This window comes from Acinetobacter sp. TUM15071 (assembly GCF_008980925.1).
Lineage (GTDB): Bacteria > Pseudomonadota > Gammaproteobacteria > Pseudomonadales > Moraxellaceae > Acinetobacter > Acinetobacter dispersus.
Genome location: NZ_BKGB01000003.1, coordinates 16,576 through 39,891, shown reverse-complemented (window position 1 = coordinate 39,891; position 23,316 = coordinate 16,576). Strand labels below are relative to the sequence as shown.

Genomic DNA, 23,316 nt, shown 5'->3' with positions numbered 1-23,316 from the left:
ATGGCGTTCAAATCTTTTGAACGTAGTCATTTGGAGCTCAGTATCATGGCGATACTTGGCTCTTTAACGACATCGTTGGCGAATGCACAATCTACAGCACCGACAAGCCCTGCGAGTGTTGAAGCATGTGTGGCTTTGGCTGCAAATGCTGAACGTTTGGCTTGTTATGATAGTCTGTATAAAGCACCTGTCATTATTCCAACACAAGCTCAGACGGATGCCGCACCAGTGGTTGCAGCCGCGATGCCTGTGATTGAGTCTAATGAAAAAGCCAAGCCAGAATCTTTAAAAGATAAAGTGGTTCAAAAAGTAAGTGATTTGCATTTGTTAGGGGCTGCACCGAAATTTGATCCAAATGTTTCTTTATTAGATCGTCGTTGGGAGTTATCCGAAGAAAGTAAGCTCGGGGTGTGGAACATTCGTGCCTATCAACCTGTTTATTTGCTTCCAGTGTTTTGGACCAGTGATAAAAACGAATTTCCAAGTAGTCCAAATCCAGAAAATACGGTCAAAGAGAAGCAAGAATTAACGTCAAGTGAAGCCAAATTTCAGCTTTCCTTTAAGACCAAGGCTTGGGAAAATATCTTTGGTGATAACGGTGATCTCTGGTTGGGTTATACTCAGTCATCTCGTTGGCAAGTCTATAATTCGGAAGAGTCGCGACCATTTCGTGAAACCAATTATGAGCCTGAAGCAAGTTTGATGTTTAGGACCAACTATGAGGTTTTAGGTCTCAATGCTCGTTTGCTTGGTGTGACCTTGAACCATCAGTCTAATGGTCGTTCTGATCCTTTATCGCGTAGTTGGAATCGTGTCATTTTCAATCTTGGGTTTGAAAAAGATAATTTCGCCTTGATGGTTCGTCCTTGGTATCGGGTAGAGGAAGAAGCCAAAGATGATAATAATCCAGATATTAAAGATTATATCGGTCGTGGTGATTTGACCGCATTCTACCGTAAAGGCGATAACGACTTTTCTCTGATGTTACGTCATTCATTGAAAGGTGGAGATCGTTCGCACGGAGCGGTTCAGTTTGACTGGGCTTTCCCAATTAAAGATAAATTACGTGGTCATTTGCAAATATTTGATGGCTATGGCGAGAGCTTGATTGATTATAACCACCGAGCAACCTATGTCGGATTGGGTGTATCTTTAATGAACTGGTATTAAATGAGTTTAAATATTCCAGAGTCCTTATTGCAGCTTGAAGCAAATTGTGGTGTCTTTGCACTCTGGTTAATCGTGAAGCAATATCATACCCATATTGATATTGCTGACCTGATTCGTTTGTCTGGCCATGATCGAGAAGACGGGACATTCACTATTGCTTTGGCTGTGGCACTGAAAAAATTAGGGTTTGAGGTATCGTTCTATACGGCGCCTGACCCTCATATTGATGAAAAGGAAAAGCAAAGTTATCTTGATGCACAGCGTCTTCAGATTCCGATTCAGGCTGCTTTAACTTATTCAGAGATTCAGCAAGCTTTTGAACAAGGCCACTTCGTGATCGTGTTTTATGACACATTACAAGGTATGGGGAACCAGTCCTTAATTTATTCAATCGATGAACACGAAATTAGTTTTTGTGATCATTTTGACGTGATGTCTAAAACAGTGTTTGAACAACAACGTCAAAGCGATGAAATTTGTCGACAAGTGATTGTGATTCAACAGCCTGTTGATCATTATCCTATCTGAATATTGGCATTGGCGTGTTTTAAGCGGCTCTTCTTTGGAGTCGCAATTAAATAGGCCAGTGTTAACGGTCCCAATCGTCCTGTAAACATCAGCAAACTCAGAACAAACAAACTACCATCATGCAACTGACTCGTTGCACCTCGTGACAGTCCTACAGTACATGCGGCAGAGACCACTTCAAACATCAGGTCGAGCACATCTAATTTTGGTTCAAGTAGAAAGACAATAAAGCACCCCACAAAAACCAGCATGCCTGTAATGGCAGTCACTGCAAGTGCTTTATAAGTTGTTTCTTGTGAAACTGAATGATTAAAAATCCGAATTTCTTCATTACGGCGCAGAAAGGAAATCACACAGAGCAATAAAATTACAAAAGTACCGACTTTAATACCGCCTGCAGTACTGAGAGAACCACCACCAATAAACATCAATAACATGGTCAATAAAGCGGTACTATGTTCCATTGAACCAGTATCAATGGTGTTAAACCCTGACGAACGTGGCACCGTCGCTTGGAACCAAGCATTCATGGCTTGTTCACCAAGGCCCATTGAGCCGAGCGTGAGAGGGTTGTTGGACTCTAATAACCAAATTAAGATAAATGCAACAAGATTTAAAATTGCGATGGTACTCAGAATTAGTTTGCTGTTTGGGGTCAACTTACTCCAGCGTTTATTTTGCTTAACATCAATCAGAACCAAAAAGCCGATTCCGCCTAGGGTATATAACATGCTAATGGTGAGACAAATCAGATAGTGGCTTTGAAAGTTAATCAGACTGTTATCAAATAAGGAAAAACCTGCATTATTAAAAGCTGAAACGCTATAGAAAACAGCATAATAAAGCCCGCGACCAAAACCATATATTGGCGCAAAGGAGGCTGTCAGGATAACCACGCCAATCAATTCAAAAAATAAGGTATATAGCACGACACCTTTGGCAACGAAGGTCACTTTGGATAGGCTGGTTTGACCTAAGCTATCTTGCGCCATCATTTGTTGTTTTAAGCCGAGTTTAGGTGCGAGACTCAATGCTGCCAAGATGGCAAAGGTCATAAAGCCTAAACCACCTGATTGAATTAGCAAAAGAATAATAAACTGCCCGAGATGATTGAATGATTCATTCAAATTAACCACGGATAGGCCAGTAATGGTCACGGCCGAAGTTGCTGTAAATAAAGCGTCCATCCAACTGACATTGCCTTTATTTGCAATCGGCATTTTTAGCAGTATCGTGCCAATGATAATAAAACTAAGAAACCCAATTGCCAGTAAAGATGGAGGGCTTAGATTGAAAATCTTCTGAGAGTTTATTTTGAATGCCATGTTATGCGAAACATCCTGAAAGTTTTCTAAGATGGCTGAGTGAACCTTCTAAAATCAGGACATCACCCGTTTGCAAGGTAAAATTTGCATCTGTTTCATAGTGAATCTGTTGATCTCGTTTCAGTAGCAGTAGCTTGATATTTGGCTCTTGTTTTAAGATGCCTGATAAATTTACATTGTTGAGTTTTTCATTAACTGGAACTTTAACGATGTAATGATCATCATCTAAAGCCATATAACGGCTCACCATTGGATAGTTTAAAGCTTGAGCAACCCGCACACCCATATCTTCTTCAGGATGGATAATCTTACTGACATTTAAATGGGAGAGGATGGTGTGATGTGCTTTAGTTTTAGCTTTGACCAGAATTTTCTCAACCCCTAAGTTCTTGAGATTTAAAACACAGAGAATACTGGCCTCAATATCTTCACCAATTGCGACAACAACAGCGTCGCAATTTTGGATATTCAATTCTTCTAGGACATGCTCATCGGTGGCATCGGCAATCACTGCGTGTGTAATACGATCAGCCAAGCTTTCGACATTACGTTTGATCGTATCAATCCCAATGACATCATGATTCAATTTAGTCAGCTCTAATGCAACAGTTGCCCCAAAACTACCTAAACCAATGACTGCAAACTGTGCCATAACTGTCCTTAACTAAATGATAAAAATGTCTTTTTATTCATTTTAAGATGGAATAACTTTCTATTTGTAATGATTTTGTTTGCGCTGCACATGGATAAGCAAAATATCAAATAAAAAAAGCCGATACGAGATCGGCTTTAAGGTACTAGAAAGCTTATTTAAGAAAACGCTTATATCCAATATTATTGCTGATTTCAGCATATGGATAAGTGATCTTTTCCAATGTTTCGACTAAGCCATCTGGATTTTGCTTTGCATCGGTTGCTTGTAGGCCAACCAGTACACGGCCTTCTGCTGCGCCGTGGTTACGATAGTGGAACAAGGTAATGTTATGGGTTGGGCCTAAACGTTCTAAGAAGGTTAATAGGGCACCTGGACGTTCTGGAAATTCAACACGGAATAAACGCTCATGTTCGATATTGGCATGACCACCGATCAAATAACGGATATGCAGTTTCGCAACTTCATCATCAGAAAGATCATCTACTTCATACTGTTGTTTCAACATCTCATGAATTTCATGACGTTCGGTTTCACCGCCTTTAAGGCTGATCCCTACAAAGACTTGAGCAAGATTACTATCACTGGCACGGTAGTTAAACTCGGTGATGTTACGACCTTGTAGCGCACGACAGAAATGCAGGAAGGCGCCTTTTTGCTCAGGAATCGTCACCGCATAGATCGCTTCACGACGTTCACCCAACTCAGTACGTTCTGCAATATAGCGTAAACGGTCAAAGTTCATGTTGGCACCACAAACAATAGAGACCATGTTTTTATCTATTATTTGATGTTCTGCAACATATTTTTTAATACCCGCTAACGCCATAGCACCAGAAGGTTCAACAATGCTGCGATTCTCATCGTAAGTATCTTTAATCGCAGCACAGATTTCATCTGTATCTACAGTGACAATATCTGGTTCAACGATTGGGCCTGAATTATCAGACTTCCGTAAACGGATTACATCAAATGGCAATTCGCCAATTTGAGCAACAGCCGTACCATCAGCAAATAGGCCTACATGCGGCAACACAACGCGCTCGTTTGATTCAAGAGCTGCTTTTAAACATGCAGATTCTTCGTATTCAACACCAATTACTTTGACGTGTGGTGCAACTTCGCCCAAGTATGCTGCAACACCAGCAATGAGTCCGCCACCGCCGACTGCAACAAAAACATATTCAACATCACGCCATTGGCGCAATAATTCATTGGCAATTGTGCCTTGACCCGCAATCACCAGTTCATCGTCATAAGGTGGAATAAACACCAAACCTTCATCTTCAGCACGTTGTTTTGCATATTTATTAGCAACATCGAAACTATCGCCATGTAACACAACTTGACCGCCTAAGCGTTTAACTGCCTGAACTTTAATATCAGGTGTGGTGCTTGGCATGACGATAATGGCAGGAATGCCTAATTTTTTCCCAGACAGTGCAACGCCTTGGGCATGGTTGCCTGCAGATGCACAAATGACACCACGATCGAGTTGATCTTTTGGTAGTTGGCTAATGCGGTTGTAGGCACCGCGTAGCTTGAAAGAAAATACAGGTTGTAGATCTTCACGTTTAAATCGAATGTTATTATTAATTTTCTGACTAATTCGTGGAGCTGCTTCAAGCGGTGTTTCAATCGCAACATCATAAACCGTTGCTTGTAAAATTTGTCGTACCACACGAGACAGCATGTTCATCTTCCCTATAACAGTTTAAAATAGGCAATCATTGTAGCAAACCCCTGTGCATTTGCGCTGTTTTCTTAAAGCAAATGTCAAAATAGTTGAGTGAAGTCATGAGTCTATATGCAACCCAAGATGAAAAAAAACAAGCTGCGGCCAAAGCAGCCTTGAAACATTTGCCTAAAGGCGGCATTTTGGGCGTAGGAACAGGAAGTACCGTTAATTTTTTAATTGATTTATTGCCTGAATTGCAATTAGAAGCAGCAGTAGCAAGTTCAACTGCAACAGCTGACCGTCTAAAAAAACTGGGCATTGAAGTTGTTGATATGAACTCTGTCGGTGGTTTAGATGCTTATGTTGATGGTGCTGATGAAATTGACCGTCACATGCATATGATCAAAGGTGGTGGTGCGGCATTAACCCGTGAAAAAATTGTTGCCTCAATTGCAAAGAAATTTGTGTGTATTGTAGATGATTCAAAATGGGTAGATCAGTTAGGACGTGATTTCCCACTTCCTGTTGAAGTGATTCCGATGGCGCGTTCTGCCGTAGCCCGTAAGATTGTTGCCTTGGGTGGTGATCCTGTTTATCGCGAAGGTGTTGTAACCGATAATGGGAATGTGATTTTAGACGTATTTAATCTGAATATTCTAAATGCGATTGAGTTGGAAAAGACCATTAACGACATTCCAGGCGTTGTGACCAATGGTATCTTTGCATTAAATGCAGCAACCATTGCTGTTGTAGCAACTGACAGTGGTATCGAAGAGCGTACAGCACAATAATGCCATTAGTTTCATTAGAAACGCTGTTACCTGAAATTAAAGTTGTTCGACATGCAAGGGCAAGAAATTTGCGCTTGCGTGTTGAGCCAACAGGTATTCGCCTCACAGTTCCTTTGTTCTGTAGCAAACGACAGATTCAGCAGTTTCTGCATCAGTCTGAACAATGGTTGATAGAAACCTGGGGCAAACAACAACAGCAATTTAATCAAACGACGGTATTTCCTGAATCGTTGGTATTATTTCACCATGTCCAGCCTTTTAAGATTATTCAGCAACAGCAACGACATATTTTTAAGTTTGATTTCGAGCAACAACAATTACTGATTCGGCATGAACAGTCCGAGCAGGCTTTACAAGCCGCTGTCATGGCTTATGCAAAACAGTTTTTACCTGAATATTTAGCTCAAGTAAGCCAGCAAATCAGTTTGTCTTACCAACAATGTAGTATCCGTAAGCCAAAGACGCGTTGGGGTAGTTGTAGTTCTAAGCATGACATCATGTTACATGCTGCATTGGTGCTAATGCCAAAACATATTGTACGATCAGTCTGTGTACATGAACTAGCACATACCAAACATTTTGATCATAGTGCTGCGTTTTGGAATGAAGTGGAAAAGCATGATGCCAATTATCTTGAGCATCGAAAGCAATTGAAACAGACTCAATTGCCGAGTTGGTACTATAAAAAATAATAGAGTGTACGTATTGTATTAACCATTAAACAAGCGATTGTTTTGTACAGTTAGACCTTTTCGAATACGTAGGGCTTGTTTTAGGCTGGGGACATCATTTTGCCACTGTTTGAGTACTAAGATAATTGCGATAATTTCAGCCCGTGTCAGTATTCCTAGCCAGAAAACGACTACAAATAAAATTTGTGCATGACCTGTTAATGTGACTTGTACCAATAAAGCAAAAAGAAATAAGGTCCAAATTTTAGCACCTAGACTATGTGTAGCGACTTCTTTTCGGAATTTAATGAAACTTACGATATAGATCGCAACTTCTGACAAAATTAAAATGACAACCGCCCAAAGATGTTGCTTAAAGAAATCAGGCTGTTGTAGGTAAATCGAGGCAATTGCACAAATAAAAAAGACCTGGTCAACGTTAGAATCGAGTCGGCGTAATTTTTCATTGGAAACACCTAGATGTCTTGCAATGATGCCGTCACAGATATCACTGATCAGTCCCAGCGTTAAAAATACCACAGTATAAATAGGAAAGAATTGAGGTTGTAGCAAGGTCACAGCAATGATCAGAAAACCTAAGAGTAATCTGGAATAAACAAGTAAAGTTGGAATTTTATATTTTAAAAACATGAATCAAGAACATTAAAACGGTTTAATGTGAGTATAGCAGTCAGTATTGAATATCATGATAACAAATACATATTTGATAAAAACAACAGTCTTTCCTTTCGTAGTAATCGCAAATACTCAGATTATTTTTTCATAATGACATAGCGTGCTTGTTGCAAGCAATGAATTTGCTGTTCGATTGCTTGCATGTGTGACTTTAGTCTTAGAAATTGCACTGTAACTGTGTTGTTTGCAACTGATCAGGTGCTTTGCGGCTGTCTAAACCAGCACTGGCACTTAAAACCTGATTTGCTTTAACTTTAAGCTGGATAAAGCTGTATTGCAAAGTGCTATTGTTGGGTTCCGCGGAGCTGCTATTTAACAGATACTCAAAATTGGCTTTATCGACTTGTAATAAGTTATCGGTACTGTCGCCATCGAGTTTGGAGCTATAGGTCTTACCATCTTTAATCAGCTCTAACCACCCATCTCCACGAATATTGAGTTGGCAGTTGCTGCTTGAATCTTTGTAATTTCCAATTAAATATTCAATCGAAGGTAGGTTTGCACTCACAATATTAATTCCTGTAATGCCTTGCTTACATGGGTAAATCGAGCCATTACATGTTTGAGTGGTATCTGAAAAACCTAAAGCACGACGATAATCTCCAGCACCGATAACTCGAAAAGCATTACTTGCATTATTTGTAGGGCCAGTGCCTGCATAAGCTTTTTGCTGTAATAGTGTATAACCTTGTGGATTAAGTAAGGCTTGTTGATAGTTATCTGCCAGTTGTAAGACAGCTTGCTTTAACGAGGTTGCAAAAGTATCCCGTGCACTTTTTTGATTTTCTGCAATGTACAATAAATTATTTTTAGAGGGGTCGATATTATCTGGTGTAGCGATGACCAATGAGGTTAAAGCACTTTGATCACCCCGTATTTTTTTTGCATCAAGATAACCATCTTTTAAATCGGTAGCTAAGTTTTTTGTAAATTCCGCAAAATTATTGTTTGGATATAAATTTGCCCATTGTTGAATAAAACCAAAGCTTAGATAGGTATTGACATATAAATTAGGTTTTAAAGTTGTACTTTGTGGTGAGAATGCATTTAAAACATAAGATGGGTTCAAATTCGGAATATTGAGCTGATAAAATGCATTGCCTAACGCTGAATTTACATCTGCAATAGCAAGGTTTAACTGAGATGCACTAATTTTTGTTGGGTTGATATTACTATCCGTTGGTAATACTCCTGAGCGTACTAGGGCGCGTTGATAAATCGCTTCTGAGCTTGGATTGATAAAAATCGTTTGTGTAAGGTTACTGGTATCAACTTCAACAAGGCTATGTAGCGTCATAGACGCATTGGGATATTGACCATTTTGAAAGTCATAGATCAATGAGTTTGGTGTAGTTGATAGTTCAATACGATATAAGCGCTCTTTATTTAAAACACGTGGTAATGTGATATTGATCTCGGAAGTGGTACTTAAATTTTGTTCTAATACGAGTGTGTTATCGAAGTTGTCGAAGACTTTAAGGACAGCATCTCGCATTTCTACAGCGGCTTTGATATTGAAATCTTTAGGTTTAGGTTCAGTAATGGTTGGGGTGGTTTCTATTGTTGCTTTACTTTCGCCGCTTCCACAACCAATTAAGGTTGAGCTGAGTAAAAGCGTACTTAGTCCTAAGCAAATATGATGATGTAATCTTTGTTTTGACATCAAAGAAGGCATTCCAGCTCTCCAGAAAAATTTTGCATCCATGAAATTTATTATTACCGCATTTTTTTTATTCTATTCGAATAGTGAAAGGATTCAATAGTATTTCTTGACCAATGGTAGAATCAATTTAAATATATTAAATCCATTGGTCTGTATTTTTAGAATTTAGGTCATTTCATCAGGATTGCCCGTACTTTTATTTTGTTAAAAGTTAGGTACTTGAAGATTGTGTAAAACGGGTCAAACTGCCATACTATTTGCCTAAATGAACGCTTGAGGTGTCACACGTGATTTCTGTTGGTATAGTTGGTGGAACTGGATACACTGGGGTTGAGCTATTACGTCTTCTATTAAGACATTCACAAGTTCAAGTTCGTATTCTCACTTCTCGTACAGAAGCAGGAAAGCGCGTTGTTGATATGTTCCCAAGTTTACGTGGACATACAACACTTGAGTTTTCAGATTTTGATTTAAACCAATTAAAACAATGTGATGTCGTATTCTTTGCCACACCTCATGGTGTAGCAATGAAACATGCAGAAGAGCTTATTGCTGCGGGTACAAAAGTAATTGATCTCGCTGCAGATTTTCGTTTACAGAATCTAACTCAATTTGAAAAATGGTATGGCATGCAACATAGCTGTCCAGCTGTGTTAAAAGACTCTGTATATGGTTTAACTGAGTTAAATCGTGAAAAAATTAAACAAGCCCAAGTGATTGGGAATCCTGGATGTTATCCAACGACTGTACAACTAGGTTTAGCACCACTACTTAAAAATTCAGATCAGTTGATTCATACACAAACCATTATTATTGATGCTAAATCTGGTGTGTCTGGTGCTGGTCGTAAAGCAAGCTTGGGCATGATCTACAGCGAAAATGCCGATAATTTCAAAGCCTATGGTGTTGCAGGACATCGTCATCATCCTGAAATTGTAGAAGCACTTGAAAATATCTCAGGACAAAAAGGGCAATTTGATCAACTGATTTTTGTGCCGCATTTAGTCCCAATGATTCGTGGTATGCTGAGCACAATTTATGTCGACCTTACTGAACAAGCTCAGCAAATCGATCTTCAAACATTATACGAAGAATTCTATAAAAATGAACGTTTTGTTGATGTTATGCCAGCAAATAGCTCACCAGAAACACGTAGTGTCCGTGGTACGAATGAGTTAAGAATTGCACTATATCGTCCACAACCGAATAAATTGATTATTTTGGTTGCACAAGACAATTTGGTAAAAGGTGCGGCAGGTCAAGCCATTCAAAATATGAACCTAATGTTCGGTTTTGATGAAGCTGCTGGTTTGGAAGGTATTGGTTTATTACCATAAAAAACGCTTTTTTACTTCACACACATTTAAATTTCGATTCTAATGTGTGCTTTGATGTAGATCATAAAGATAGAGATGATGATGGAAAACGTTGAACCGACTACTTCACCAGACAGTTCCGTTGAAAAAAATAAATTCTTAAAAACGAATTTACCTTTGATTATTGGTGCCGTAATTCTAATTGGCGGCAGTTTTACGCTTGGTTATACTGTAGGTCATCGTCAGGGTTTAACTGTGGTTGGGTATGATGCAGATGCTGAGCAATTGGTAGATGTTGTTCAGAAACAAAAGACTGCGTTGGATTCTGTCACGAAGAGCTTGAATGCTGCTGTTCAAGAGCGTGATATGGCGGTAGGCAATGCTGATGATTTATTCAAAGCAGTAAACCAAGCCAATGCAGATAAAGCGCAGTTTGAAGGGATGAATACGATTTATCGTGACATTTTGAAACAGCGTGGCGGTGTAAGTCTAACCATTCAAAATATGGCCATTAAGTCTTTGCCAGAAAATGCTTTTGAATATCAGATTGATCTAGTTCAAGTCAGCCCAAATAAACGCCGTGCATCTGGTTCGGTTGAGTTGCGCTTAATTAAAGATACAGAAATTCTAGTTGTACCTTTAGAAGACAAAAACTTTAACTTTGATGATTTTGAACGTTTAACAGGTCGTTGGACAATGCCTAAAGGCTTTATGCCTCAATTTATCGAAGTACGTTTAACTGGGGCTGGTACGCCTGTAATCAAACGTTTTAGTTGGCAACGCGGCAAACCTGTCGATGTTGGCTCTGCTTTTGTGTCAGAAATACCGCAAGCTGAAGCTAACGCTCAATAATTTTTTAGATTAAGAACTCAATATGCGAAGATATAAACGTCAAATGAATTTAAGTGAAGTGAAAAATTCTTTTCATCAATCAGGTTATGTCGATTGGCACTTAAGTCCACGTTTAAGTGATTCGCAAGAGGATCATGAGGGTGAGGTGGTTGTACAAACTGCCCCTCCAGAATTAAAACGACCACCTTTATATGCGGTTGTTTTAATGAATGATGATTACACGCCAATGGATTTTGTTATTGAAGTATTGCAAAGTTATTTTGGAATGGACCTTGATCAAGCAAGTCAAGTCATGCTGACGGTTCATTACGAAGGTAAAGGTACCGCCGGCATTTACCCACGTGATATTGCTGAAACAAAAGCAAATCAAGTGAATAACTATGCACGAGCGCAAGGTCATCCTTTATTGTGCCAGATCGAACCTGAGCAGCGTTAAAAAAAGCGAAGCTTTTTAGCTGCGCAAGACGAGCAACTATGTTGCGAGTAACAGCGTTAAGATCAGGAATCTATTTGACGAACAGCTATGCTGTGAGTGAAGGCGTTAAGAAAAGCAATGCACTTCGGAATATATTCCTCATGCGCAAGACCTTACGCCATGTATGGCTCATAAATTACGAGTGAAAGCGTAAGAAAAGCTGCTGAATATCACTTTGGACAATCGTATCTTGCGAATGGGTCTTTAGAAAATAAGGCTATCTTTCGATATGTATTTAAGCTGTAAATTAAGGCATATATTGTTTTGTGCTAAAAATATGAATCAATATACTGACTATCTTTATATTCAACCTATAAATGATTTGTTAGGCTTTAACTAAGATCGTGGTGTATTACAATTTTTCATGGGTTGAATACGCTTTCATAAATAAAGAACAGGTTTGCTGGCTTTTTGAACGATTAGATAAGTCTTATTCTCTTTGTAATTAAATTTTTACAACAATACTTTGTTTTGAATCTTGACCAAGATACTCAACTAATGCTAACAGTAAGATATGAAGCAAAGAGGCTTGTAGACGTGTCTTTAAAACGATTACAGAAGCTCAGCGGATCAAGTCAATAATTAGCTTTTTTCATGAAAAGATTTATCTTTTATGATTAAGCCCAAGAGATAAGGGGGTTACATGCTCAGTCGTCAATTAGAAGTATCGTTACGTTTGGCTGTTAGCATGGCTCGTCAAAAGAGACATGAGTTTCTGACAGTTGAACATTTGTTGCTTGCCTTGCTAGATAACGACTCAGCCGTAAATGCATTAAAAGCATGCGGTGCAGATATCGTTACTTTGCGTAAAGAATTAGAGGAATATGTAGAGCAACATACCCCAAAACTTGGTGATAATAGCGAACAGGCACCTCATCCAACTGAGAGCTTTGATCGTATTTTACAGCGTGCAATTTTCCATGTTCAGTCAAGTGGTGGCGATCGTACGGTTGAAGGTGCGGATGTTTTAGTTGCGATGTATTCGGAACGAGATTCTTTTGCAGTTTATTTATTAAAGCGTCATCAAATTAACCGTTTGACTTTGACTCAATATTTATCTCATGGCACACGTAAAGATGAGATTCAAGTTGAAGAAGAAGTTGAGGATATTGAAGGTGAAAGTGCGGCTTCAGCGAATGCTGGACCACTTGAGCAATACACGCTTAACTTAAACATCGAAGCACAAAAGGGTAAAACTGATCCTTTAATTGGACGTGAAAAAGAAATTGAGCGTGCGGCTCAGATTTTATGTCGTCGTCGTAAAAACAACCCATTATTAGTGGGTGACCCAGGTGTAGGTAAAACCTCGATTGCAGAAGGGTTGGCATGGTTAATTGTTAATGGTAAAGCACCTAAACCACTTGCGAATGCTGAAGTCTATAGTTTAGACATCGGTGCATTGGTTGCAGGGACTAAATATCGTGGCGACTTTGAAAAGCGTTTAAAACAACTGTTAAATGCGTTGAAGAAAAATCCAAATGCGATTTTATTCATTGATGAAATTCATATGATCATTGGTGCAGGCTCAAGTATGGGCAGTACGATGGATGCATCGAATTTAATCAAACCAGCATTGGCAAATGGTAGCTTACGTTGCATTGGCTCAACAACCTTCCAAGAATATCGTCAAGTGTTTGAGAAAGACCATGCTTTATCACGTCGTTTCCAAAAAATTGATGTGAATGAACCAAGTATTGGTGAAACGATTGAAATTCTACGTGGCTTGAAGAACAAGTTCGAAGATTTCCATCATGTTGAATACGATGATAAAGCTTTAGTCGCTGCTGTTGAGTTGTCAGCTAAATTTATCAATGATCGCTTTTTGCCAGATAAAGCGATTGACGTGATTGATGAGGCAGGCGCGCAACGTCGTTTGAAAGCGGAAGTAGATGGTACAACGATTTCAGTTGAGAATATTGAAGACATCGTATCCAAAATTGCCCGTATTCCACCAAAAACCGTGTCTAAAGATGATAAGTCTGTACTTGAGAATCTGGAACGTGATCTTAAACGTGTTGTATTTGGTCAAGATGAAGCGATTACAGCGCTTGCATCAGCGATCAAATTATCTCGCGCAGGTCTGAAAGCACCAGATAAGCCAGTGGGTAGTTTTGTATTTGCTGGTCCAACAGGTGTGGGTAAAACCGAGGTCACTAAACAACTGGCAAAATTGCTCGGTGTAGAGTTGGTTCGTTTCGATATGTCTGAGTATATGGAACGTCATGCGGTTTCTCGCTTGATTGGTGCACCTCCAGGTTATGTTGGCTATGATCAAGGTGGTTTGCTAACCGATGCGATCCATAAAAATCCGCATTGTGTACTGTTGCTTGATGAGATTGAAAAAGCCCATCCAGATGTATTTAACTTGTTATTGCAAGTAATGGATCATGGTGCTTTGACTGATAACAATGGTCGTAAATCTGATTTCAGAAATGTGATTATTGTGCTCACCACTAATATTGGTGCAGAGAGTATTGTCCGTGCAAGTATTGGTTTCACTGAACAAGATCATAGTGCAGACAATCAGGATGCGATGAAACGTGCATTCTCACCTGAATTCCGTAATCGTTTAGATGGTGTGATTCAATTCAAATCACTTCCAACCACAATTATCGATTCTGTGGTGGACAAATTCTTAACAGAGTTGCAAGCGCAGCTGGATGAGAAACAAGTGGTGCTTGAGGTGGATCAAAGTGCTCGTGACTGGTTGTCAGCCAATGGTTATGACCGCCTCATGGGGGCTCGTCCGATGCAACGCCTGATTCAAGAGCATTTGAAAAAGCCGTTAGCTGAGATGATTCTGTTTGGTGAGCTTGCTGAGCACGGTGGTAACGTTGCGGTTTCTGTGAAAACAGAAAATGGCAAAGAGGTTGGCCTAAAATTGGAAGTCTTTGAAGATCATATTAACCCGAGTGCTGAACCTGCTTAATGTTTGAACTTTCTTTCTCTATAACCCAAGTACTTAAAGTATTTGGGTTATTTTTCGTCACAGCAATTGCTGAAATCTTAGGTTGTTATTTTCCATATTTGATTTTGAATCAAGGAAAATCACATTGGTTATGGATTCCTACAGCTTTAAGTTTGGCTATTTTTGTTTGGCTGCTGACGTTGCATCCAGCGGCATCAGGACGTATTTATGCGGCCTATGGCGGAATTTATATTTTTACAGCGCTGATGTGGTTACGTTATGTTGATCAAGTTATGCTAACGCGTTGGGATATCTTAGGTGGTATTGTGGTTGTGTGTGGCGCTTGCCTGATTATTTTACAGCCACAAGGATTGGTTCGTTAAATTGATATCAGCATGGTGCTATTTATCCATGCTGATATAAACCATATAAAAATTAACTGAGTAAATAGCTTTCATTGATTCCGCATTCTTCAACAAAAGTTTTATCATGTGAGACCAGTATCACAGCACCATTAAAAGAGCGAATTGCTTGTGCGAGCAGCTCCCGAGATTCAATATCCAGATGATTCTCTGGTTCATCCAAAAGTAATAAATCTACTGCTTGTTGTTTTAAAGCTATTAAGGCGACTTTTAGTCGTTCACCGCCACTCAATTTTGTTAAAGGACTAAGCGCCTTATCTCTACGGATTTGTAAATTTCCTAATAGGGTACGTGCTTGCTGTTCTGTCAGATTTGAATCTATTTCACATAAATATTCAACGGCAGATAGATTTTCATTGAGTAAGGAAAGATTTTGATCCAAATAAACAGAATTTACTTTGCAATAAATCTCTCCAACAAGTGGGGGAATTAAACCTTGAATCGTCTTAAGTAAGGTGGATTTACCACTGCCATTTGCGCCACTTAAATGTAATTTTTCTCCAGTCGATAGTGCAAGATCAATCGGTCTTGTTTTTGCATAAGCAAGTTGTAATTTCTGGCAGCGTAAAATTTCACCTGATTTATCAGTAGCTTGAGTAAATTCAAAAGACTGTGATTTAAGATGTTCAAGTTTCGTTTTTTTCTGTTGTAATTCCTCTTTTGCATCTGCAAACTGTTTGCTCTGTTGTTTGCGTAGGTGGGAAAGAGATTGCTCAGATTGTTCTTTCTTAGCATCCAATAAGATAGGAGCTTGAGATCCTGAGGCTCTTAACTTTTCACCCGTTTTTTTGCGCTTTTGTGCTTTCATCTGGCTTTGAAGCTGCTGCTCTTTAAGCTGTTTTAGCTCGCGCTTTTCTTGCTGCACAGTTTGTGATAATGCTTCGACTTGTGTTTGATGCTGTTGTTGATACAGCGTGTAGTTACCACCGTAATAATGTATGCCAAACTGATTGAGTATAAAAATGCCCTGTACATGAGCCAAAAGCTGTCGGTCGTGGCTAATGATAAGCCCACCTGTAGGATGCTGTTTCATTTGGCTGATTAACCATTCTCGTCCCCGTGTATCTAAGTGATTACTGGGTTCATCCAGTAATAGATAATGATCTTTGAGTAGAAATAGCCGACAAAGTGCGAGTTTGGTTTTTTGGCCTTCACTCAAATGTTGAGTTGGTGTATCTAGTGCAGTAGGCAATCCCGCACTTTCTAATAATTGTTGCCATTCCACTGGGGCAGGTGCCAGAGATGTTCAACCAGATCATAATCGCTAAATGAAGCGGTACCTTGCTGAATCCGTTCAAAGCATGCATGCAAATCTTCAATCTCCAAGGCTTGAGCAATGGTATTGACTTGGACACGCTGGAGTTGAGCAAGATGCTGATGTGGACATTGCCATGAGATTTGGCCTGAATAGGTTAATTCAGATGCGAATTGGTTTTGTAAAATAGTCATCAGCAGTGATTTACCTTGACCATTACGTCCAATCAATCCGCAAAACTGATTTAAGGGCAATTGGAATGCAAGCTGATCGAAGAGTTTGTGCTGGGCTAATTCGAGTGATAAGTTTGAAACAATACATGCCTGTTGAGTCATAAGAAACCTCATAAACAGGATATGCAAAATAGAAAAATATAGATAATTTTAGTCGGTGTTGCTAAATGATAGATAAGTCTATTTTGCACATCAAAAAGAAAAAGGATTTTGATGATAAAAATAGGGCTTACTTCATTGGCGTAATCTCAGAATGGTTTATTTTTCAGCTATTCTATGGATGAAAACAATAAAGGTCAAATTTTACTATTTTAAAGTTTTGATTAAAAAAACATAAAAAGTGCTTGTCAAATGCTGAAATAGTGCGTAATTTAAGGGTTAGGAACAGTTTTTTAGATATTTGAAATAAACATGTTAAAGCATACTGTAAACACAAACGCATACTTTTATTTTTGGCAATATTGTTAGTTGCCTGATGCGTTTCGGGCAGCAAAAAGGGTTGCCCAACCAGTTAATACCTGATCGGCAACACCGATCAGGTTTTTTTATGCTTTAACAAACATCATTTTAGGAGAAATACCATGTATACATTTAACTATTCATATTTTAGCAAGATTTCTTGGTTTTACTTTGCAAAAAAATCAACATCGCTTAGATCACACTTGCTCAAATAAATGATAGGACTGCGAAGAAGGCCAGTCCAAAGGAATTGAAAATGAATGCTTTAAATACTGCTTTGACACAACCACAAACACATACAAAAGAATCAATGCTTAGCTTGCCATCACAACTCAAAGCGCAGTATCCCTTGTCTGCAACTTTAGCGCAGCAAATTTCAAAACATCGTCAAACGATTCAGAATATTTTATCTGGACATGATCATCGCTTAATGGTGATTACAGGTCCTTGCTCGATTCATGATCCTATCGCAGTACTTGAATATGCTGATCGCCTACAACAACTACAAGAACAGGTCAAAGATCAAATATTCTTGGTGATGCGTGCATATATTGAAAAACCGCGTACGACTGTGGGTTGGAAAGGGTTCTTATACGATCCAAATTTAGATGGATCATCAGATTTACAACTCGGCTTAGAAAAGTCTCGTCAGCTTTACTTACAGCTAATCGAGAAAGGTTTGCCAATTGCAAGCGAAATTTTAAGTCCAATGGCGACAGGTTATTTTGATGACCTATTGGCTTGGGGTGCAATTGGTGCGCGTACCAGTGAGTCTCAAATTCATCGTGAAATTGCCAGCCATATGCCATACAGCATTGGCTTCAAAAATGGTACAGATGGCTCGATTCAAATTGCTTTGGATGCGATTCAATCAGCACTGCATGGTCATCAATTTTTAGGGATGACTCAACAAGGTTTGCCTGCAATTTTGCATAGTGAAGGTAATCCATTACCACATTTAATTTTACGTGGTTCAAATCAGGGTACCAACTATGATTTGGCTTCGATTCAAGCGATGCATTTCAAGCATAAGCAATTACCCGCGTTAGTGATCGATTGTAGTCATGGTAATAGTGGTAAAGATCCATTATTACAGCCACAGGTTTTACAGCAAATTATTGCAGAGCGTGCTGAGTCGAAAGTGCGTGGTGTAATGATTGAAAGTCATTTAGTGGATGGTAATCAAAAAATTTCTTGTGATATGACCTATGGTCAGTCAGTTACGGACGGTTGCCTAGGTTGGGATAAAACGGCACAGGTGTTGTTGGAAGTTGCTGAAAAAATGCGAAATAAAAATTAATCTCGAAAAAAAGCCAGTTTTAAGACTGGCTTTTTTATGCCTGTGGAGTCAAGCCGCTTGGATGGATTGAGCTGCAAGAAAGTGACCAATTTCTTGGCTGAACTTTCTTGGTTCAGTAATCAATGGCGTATGTCCAGAGCGTTCAAAATACACGGCTTTTGCATTACTTAAGCTATTTGCAATCAGTGTTTGTCCTGTTTCTGGGTAGAGTGTAGATTCACGGCCAATAAAGAAGGTGGTTGGACAACTGAGTTGACCGATGGCTTCTCGATAATCTTCATTATGGTTTAGGTAGTTTTCTACATACCAAAGTAAATAATCTAAACGCTGAATCGGTAGTAGATATTTTTGTAAGAAGGGACGATGCAGGGCAAGTTTAAGGATTTTAGGGCTATAATTATTGCTACCTTGCAGTTCAATAAAATCACCCCATAAGCTGACCAGCTTATAGCGGATATCATCTGGTAAATCCTCTAGCTGCTGAGCATGTTTATAGTCAAGTAATAGCGTTTGAATCTCAAGTAATAGATTTTTAAATTGAGGATGTTTGGGGCCAAATAAACCATATTGCCAAGAATCATCAACCGCAATTTTAGGGGTTTGATCAATATGCAGATAGGCCTTAAGTTTCTCAGCTAAGCCACCATGCTTCATACCATGCATAGCTGTAGTTGCACCCATGGAATAGCCCATTAGGATGAATTGATCGAGCTTTAATTGTTTAATCAGTGAATCTACATCATTCCAATGACTTGAGATTGCATCAAGTGCTGGAATCGCACAATTCTTTGAGCCGCCGAAACCACGCCAGTCGGGAATGATAAATTCATATTGTTTACGATTGGCAAATAAGAATGGTAGCCATTGCCAGCTTTGCATACCCAGTCCAGATAAGACGAGCACAGGTTCACCTTCACCAACACGTCGTACAAATAATTTTTCTTGATCGGGCATGGTATAAAACGGCATTATTTTTCTCCACTATTGTTAGCTTCTTCAAACTTTTTCAGTTGAGGAATCATTTGTTCCAACCATTTTATCCATTCATTTTCTTTAATGATACCGAGTTCCAGAATCATCTTATGGATAAACAAAACGCGATTAGTTGGTTCGTTATCTTTAAAATCTTTATCATGAATGGCTTGATAAAGCCTTAATTTTTCCTTATGCAATACTAAGTGACGCTCTAATTCGGGCAAAATATTATTACCACCGAGTTGAGCTTCAGCTCTTAACCTGACCATGAGATCATCACGGAGTTGAGCAGGTTCACTTTGTTGTTCAATCCATGATGCCAGTTGTATTCTTCCAAGTTGTTCAACTTGATAGGTTTTTTTACGGCTGTTGGCAGCTTGTTCTTCTAATGTAGAAATCCATCCTTTTTTCAGCATACCGTTGAGTTCACGATAAATCTGCTGATGAGTCGCATTCCAAAAGAAGCCCATTGAACGGTCAAAGCGACGAGCCAAGTCAAAACCTGTACTTGGTTTTTCCAATAAGCTGGTCAGTAAAACATGGGCGAGTGACATGATGTTCCATAATAAAAAAATGACTCATCAGAATTATGCAATATGTTGCATAAAAATCAAATCTTGTTTATAACTTTATGCAACAAGTTGCATTAGCTAGCAGAGTGCGAGCCAAAGGAGAAACCATGTCAGCTTATCCACATTTACTAAAGCCACTAGATTTAGGCTTTACCACCTTAAAAAATCGTGTCCTTATGGGGTCTATGCATGTTGGCTTAGAAGAAGCGCCACAAGGTTATGAACGTATGGCTGCATTCTATGCAGAACGTGCCAAAGGTGATGTTGGGTTAATCGTAACTGGCGGTATTTCTCCAAACGATGCAGGCCTTACATTTGCACATGCTTCTAAATTAGATAGCATCGCAGAAGCAGAAAAACATAAAGTGATCACCCAAGCGGTACATGATGCGGGTGGTAAAATCGCGATGCAGATTTTACATACGGGGCGTTATTCGTATCAGCCTGAGATCGTTGCACCTTCTGCGATTCAGGCACCGATTAACCCAATCAAACCTAAAGCATTAAGCTCTGCGGAAGTACAGCAAACCATTGATGACTTTGCTAACTGTGCCAAGCTTGCACAATACGCGGGTTATGATGGGGTTGAGATCATGGGCTCGGAAGGTTATCTGATTAATGAGTTTATTGCCGCACGTACCAACCATCGTGATGATGAATGGGGTGGTAGCTATGAAAATCGTATCCGTTTCCCGATTGAAATTGTAAAGCGTACCCGTGATCTAGTCGGTGAAAACTTTATTATTATTTATCGTTTATCAATGCTGGATTTGGTTGAAGGTGGTTCAAGCTTAGAAGAAGTCATTCAACTGGCGAAAGCAATTGAAAAAGCTGGCGCAACCATTATCAATACAGGGATTGGCTGGCATGAAGCACGTATTCCAACCATTGCAACCAAAGTACCGCGTGCAGCATTTACATGGGTGACTGAAAAATTAAAAGGTCAAGTTTCAGTTCCATTGATTACCTCGAACCGTATTAATACGCCTGAAATGGCAGAACATGTATTGGCTTCTGGTCATGCAGATATGGTGTCTATGGCGCGCCCAATGCTGGCCGATCCTGAGTTTGTATTAAAAGCCAGTGAAGGTCGTAGCGATGAAATCAATACTTGTATTGGTTGTAACCAAGCTTGTTTAGACCATATTTTCTCAATGAAAATTGCCACTTGCTTAGTCAATCCACGTGCTTGTTACGAAACTGAGCTGATCTTTAAAGAAACGAATGCGGTAAAAAATATTGCGGTGATTGGTGCAGGTCCAGCAGGTTTGAGCTTTGCGGTATATGCTGCAAGTCGTGGTCATAAAGTTAAAATCTTTGATGCAAGCAATCAAATTGGTGGTCAATTCAACATTGCCAAGACCATTCCGGGTAAAGAAGAATTCTACGAGACTTTACGTTACTTCAAGCGTCAAATTGAATTACAGCCGAATATTGAGCTGGTACTAAACCACACAGCCACTTATGAAGAACTGAGCCAAGCAGACTATGATGATATCGTGGTTGCAACAGGCGTGACACCACGTCAATTGCAATTTGAAGGGATTGATCATCCAAAAGTATTGAGCTACATCCAAGTGTTGAAAGAACGCGTACCTGTGGGTAAGCGCGTTGCCATTATTGGTGCGGGTGGTATTGGCTTTGATACAGCAGAATATTTAACCCATGAAGGTGATAGTGGCAGCTTAAATCCTGAAAAGTTCTATGCAGAATGGGGTATTGATACTTCTTATGAGCATGTGGGTGGCTTAAAACCAGCTGAGTTAGAAAAGTCAGAACGTGAAATTTACTTATTGCAACGTAAGAGTGCATCTGTTGGTGCTGGTCTGGGTAAAACTACAGGCTGGATTCATCGCACAGGCTTAAAGCATCGTGATGTGAAAATGATTGCTGGGGCAAGCTACAACAAAGTGGATGATCAAGGTTTGCATATCACTGTAGATGGGCAAAGCCGCGTGCTTGAAGTCGATAACGTGGTGATTTGTGCTGGTCAAGAGTCTTATACCGCGATGTTCGATCAGCTTAAAGCAGACGGTAAAAACGTTCACCTGATTGGTGGTGCTAAAGAAGCAGGTGAGTTGGATGCTAAACGCGCAATTCGCCAAGGTGCTGAATTAGCAGCAACGCTATAAATAAACCGTGAGCATTTTCTATTGAGGAAATGCTCACGGACATATCGATTAAATCTCAAGGAAGCAAACAATGACACTGGAAACAACAAAACAAGCTTTAGAAAATTGGCATCAGATGATTAAAACAGGTGATCTATCCAATTTAAACGATTTACTGGCTGATGATGTGGTGTTTCGTTCACCCGTTGCTTATAACCCTTATGAGGGAAAACATGTGGTCTTCTTTATTTTGACCAATGTGATTCAGGTTTTTGAGAATTTTACCTATCACCGTGAATTTTACACTGAAGATGGTGAGAATGTGGTGTTGGAATTCAGTGCCAATGTGAGTGGAAAATCACTTAAAGGCATCGATATGATTCGCTTTAATGAACTAGGCAAAATCATTGATTTTGAAGTCATGATTCGCCCCATGAGCGGTTTGGCGGCACTGGCAGAGAAAATGGGTGCACGATTCGCCAAATACCAACCGAATTAATGGCTGTAAAATAGCCTAAGTAATATTGAGAGAATTAAAATGTGGTTAAAGCTTTCAACTTTTGCCTTATTACCTGTATTACTCGTACAAGGTATGAAAGTTCGTAACAATACACCACGTCTTTCGGAAGCAAGTGGCGACCGCAATGGTATTGTTGGGCAGGGTCAGCCACTTTCTTTACTTATTCTTGGTGATTCGGCAGCAGCGGGCGTTGGTGTTGAAACACAGCAACAGGCTTTATCTGGGGCCATTATCTCTGAGCTGCAACATGAATATCTGTTGCAATGGAAATTACATGCCAAAACGGGTGATGCCACCCAACAGGTTTTCCAAGCAGTACAGCAATTAGACCCACAATGCTATGATGTTGTTATCACTTCAATTGGTGTCAATGATGTGACTAAACTAACATCTGCAAAATCTTGGCTTAAACAACAAAAACAGCTATTCAGTTATATTCAAACTCAGTTTCAACCTAAACTCATTATTGTATCCGGTGTACCACCAATGCAGCATTTTCCCGCTTTGCCAAATCCTTTGGCTTGGTTATTTGGAAAGTATGCAGAACAAATGAATCAGGCATTACAGCAATGGTTGGCACCACAACCGCAATTTCGATTTATTCAATATGATATTGAAGCTTTTCAAGCAATGGATTTGCCAATGGCAAGTGATGGTTTTCATCCAAGCAAAGAAATTTATGCCATTTGGGGACAACAGGTTGCGGCTTTAGTACGGCAAACATTTACTCAACGTTAGAGGCGA

At 39.5% G+C, this 23,316-nt stretch carries 20 protein-coding genes and 1 pseudogene; 13 read left to right on the top strand and 8 right to left on the bottom strand.

What is annotated here, in order from left to right:
• Nucleotides 1-1,170: a phospholipase A gene (locus tag GBI66_RS03585; RefSeq protein ID WP_005188153.1), complete on the top strand. Its 1,170-nt coding sequence runs from the start codon at nucleotides 1-3 to the stop codon at nucleotides 1,168-1,170.
• Complete coding sequence (locus tag GBI66_RS03580; protein WP_151715194.1) at nucleotides 1,171-1,698, top strand: cysteine peptidase family C39 domain-containing protein; 528 nt, start codon at nucleotides 1,171-1,173, stop codon at nucleotides 1,696-1,698. It abuts the gene before it with no gap.
• Here GBI66_RS03580 and GBI66_RS03575 read toward each other — a convergent pair.
• The 3 genes from GBI66_RS03575 to ilvA all read right to left on the bottom strand — a co-directional run bounded on the left by GBI66_RS03575 (nucleotide 1,686) and on the right by ilvA (nucleotide 5,374).
• The gene (locus GBI66_RS03575; RefSeq protein ID WP_151715193.1) at nucleotides 1,686-3,023 is read right to left on the bottom strand and encodes a TrkH family potassium uptake protein; all 1,338 of its coding nucleotides are present in this window, start codon (nucleotides 3,021-3,023) and stop codon (nucleotides 1,686-1,688) included. The two genes, GBI66_RS03580 and GBI66_RS03575, sit on opposite strands and share 13 nt — an antisense overlap.
• A 1-nt stretch (nucleotide 3,024) precedes the next feature.
• Complete coding sequence (locus tag GBI66_RS03570) at nucleotides 3,025-3,675, bottom strand: TrkA family potassium uptake protein (protein WP_004653749.1); 651 nt, start codon at nucleotides 3,673-3,675, stop codon at nucleotides 3,025-3,027.
• Between the two features lie 154 nt (nucleotides 3,676-3,829).
• Nucleotides 3,830-5,374 carry a threonine ammonia-lyase, biosynthetic gene (gene ilvA, locus GBI66_RS03565; RefSeq protein WP_171494260.1) on the bottom strand — a complete coding sequence of 515 codons (1,545 nt, stop codon included), beginning with the start codon at nucleotides 5,372-5,374 and terminating at the stop codon, nucleotides 3,830-3,832.
• A 98-nt stretch (nucleotides 5,375-5,472) separates the two neighbouring features.
• Here ilvA and rpiA point away from each other — a divergent pair, with 98 nt between their 5' ends.
• Both rpiA and GBI66_RS03555 read left to right on the top strand, forming a co-directional pair.
• Entirely contained in the window at nucleotides 5,473-6,144 is a 672-nt protein-coding gene (rpiA, locus tag GBI66_RS03560) for a ribose-5-phosphate isomerase RpiA (protein WP_005188157.1), read from the top strand.
• A complete protein-coding gene (locus tag GBI66_RS03555; RefSeq protein ID WP_151715191.1) occupies nucleotides 6,144-6,836 on the top strand; it encodes a M48 family metallopeptidase in 693 nt (230 codons plus the stop codon). The genes rpiA and GBI66_RS03555 overlap by 1 nt, the downstream gene beginning before the upstream one ends.
• A gap of 18 nt (nucleotides 6,837-6,854) precedes the next feature.
• Here the strand turns inward: GBI66_RS03555 and GBI66_RS03550 are convergent, their stop codons facing one another.
• The gene (locus GBI66_RS03550) at nucleotides 6,855-7,466 is read right to left on the bottom strand and encodes a CDP-alcohol phosphatidyltransferase family protein (RefSeq protein WP_151715190.1); all 612 of its coding nucleotides are present in this window, start codon (nucleotides 7,464-7,466) and stop codon (nucleotides 6,855-6,857) included.
• A gap of 202 nt (nucleotides 7,467-7,668) precedes the next feature.
• Nucleotides 7,669-9,186 carry a hypothetical protein gene (locus GBI66_RS03545; protein ID WP_151715189.1) on the bottom strand — a complete coding sequence of 506 codons (1,518 nt, stop codon included), beginning with the start codon at nucleotides 9,184-9,186 and terminating at the stop codon, nucleotides 7,669-7,671.
• 275 nt (nucleotides 9,187-9,461) lie between these two features.
• On the opposite strand from GBI66_RS03545, the gene argC reads away from it, so the two are divergent.
• From argC to GBI66_RS03520, 5 genes are all read left to right on the top strand, one after another.
• On the top strand, nucleotides 9,462-10,511 hold the full coding sequence (gene argC, locus GBI66_RS03540) for an N-acetyl-gamma-glutamyl-phosphate reductase (RefSeq protein WP_151715333.1): 1,050 nt from the start codon (nucleotides 9,462-9,464) through the stop codon (nucleotides 10,509-10,511).
• 81 nt (nucleotides 10,512-10,592) lie between these two features.
• Nucleotides 10,593-11,342 carry a DUF6776 family protein gene (locus tag GBI66_RS03535; protein WP_151715332.1) on the top strand — a complete coding sequence of 250 codons (750 nt, stop codon included), beginning with the start codon at nucleotides 10,593-10,595 and terminating at the stop codon, nucleotides 11,340-11,342.
• A gap of 22 nt (nucleotides 11,343-11,364) precedes the next feature.
• Nucleotides 11,365-11,778 (top strand): ATP-dependent Clp protease adapter ClpS, encoded by a 414-nt coding sequence (gene clpS, locus GBI66_RS03530; protein WP_171067163.1) that lies wholly within the window; start codon nucleotides 11,365-11,367, stop codon nucleotides 11,776-11,778.
• Between the two features lie 682 nt (nucleotides 11,779-12,460).
• Nucleotides 12,461-14,746: an ATP-dependent Clp protease ATP-binding subunit ClpA gene (gene clpA / locus GBI66_RS03525; protein ID WP_151715188.1), complete on the top strand. Its 2,286-nt coding sequence runs from the start codon at nucleotides 12,461-12,463 to the stop codon at nucleotides 14,744-14,746.
• Nucleotides 14,746-15,108, top strand: coding sequence for a YnfA family protein (locus GBI66_RS03520; RefSeq protein WP_151715187.1), 363 nt, complete (start codon nucleotides 14,746-14,748; stop codon nucleotides 15,106-15,108). The genes clpA and GBI66_RS03520 overlap by 1 nt, the downstream gene beginning before the upstream one ends.
• Before the next feature lie 52 nt (nucleotides 15,109-15,160).
• Here the strand turns inward: GBI66_RS03520 and GBI66_RS03515 are convergent.
• Nucleotides 15,161-16,737 (bottom strand): annotated as a pseudogene (locus GBI66_RS03515) (ATP-binding cassette domain-containing protein).
• Between the two features lie 613 nt (nucleotides 16,738-17,350).
• Here GBI66_RS03515 and GBI66_RS03510 point away from each other — a divergent pair.
• The gene (locus GBI66_RS03510) at nucleotides 17,351-18,394 is read left to right on the top strand and encodes a 3-deoxy-7-phosphoheptulonate synthase (protein ID WP_151715186.1); all 1,044 of its coding nucleotides are present in this window, start codon (nucleotides 17,351-17,353) and stop codon (nucleotides 18,392-18,394) included.
• A gap of 48 nt (nucleotides 18,395-18,442) precedes the next feature.
• Here GBI66_RS03510 and GBI66_RS03505 read toward each other — a convergent pair whose 3' ends face one another.
• Nucleotides 18,443-19,363 carry an alpha/beta fold hydrolase gene (locus tag GBI66_RS03505; RefSeq protein WP_151715185.1) on the bottom strand — a complete coding sequence of 307 codons (921 nt, stop codon included), beginning with the start codon at nucleotides 19,361-19,363 and terminating at the stop codon, nucleotides 18,443-18,445.
• Complete coding sequence (locus tag GBI66_RS03500) at nucleotides 19,363-19,923, bottom strand: PadR family transcriptional regulator (protein WP_151715184.1); 561 nt, start codon at nucleotides 19,921-19,923, stop codon at nucleotides 19,363-19,365. The genes GBI66_RS03505 and GBI66_RS03500 overlap by 1 nt, the downstream gene beginning before the upstream one ends.
• A 125-nt stretch (nucleotides 19,924-20,048) precedes the next feature.
• On the opposite strand from GBI66_RS03500, the gene GBI66_RS03495 reads away from it, so the two are divergent.
• From GBI66_RS03495 to GBI66_RS03485, 3 genes are all read left to right on the top strand, one after another.
• Nucleotides 20,049-22,073 (top strand): NADPH-dependent 2,4-dienoyl-CoA reductase, encoded by a 2,025-nt coding sequence (locus GBI66_RS03495; RefSeq protein ID WP_215901023.1) that lies wholly within the window; start codon nucleotides 20,049-20,051, stop codon nucleotides 22,071-22,073.
• Between the two features lie 70 nt (nucleotides 22,074-22,143).
• On the top strand, nucleotides 22,144-22,551 hold the full coding sequence (locus tag GBI66_RS03490) for a nuclear transport factor 2 family protein (protein ID WP_151715182.1): 408 nt from the start codon (nucleotides 22,144-22,146) through the stop codon (nucleotides 22,549-22,551).
• 39 nt (nucleotides 22,552-22,590) lie between these two features.
• On the top strand, nucleotides 22,591-23,310 hold the full coding sequence (locus GBI66_RS03485; protein ID WP_151715181.1) for an SGNH/GDSL hydrolase family protein: 720 nt from the start codon (nucleotides 22,591-22,593) through the stop codon (nucleotides 23,308-23,310).
• Nucleotides 23,311-23,316: the final 6 nt, after the last annotated feature.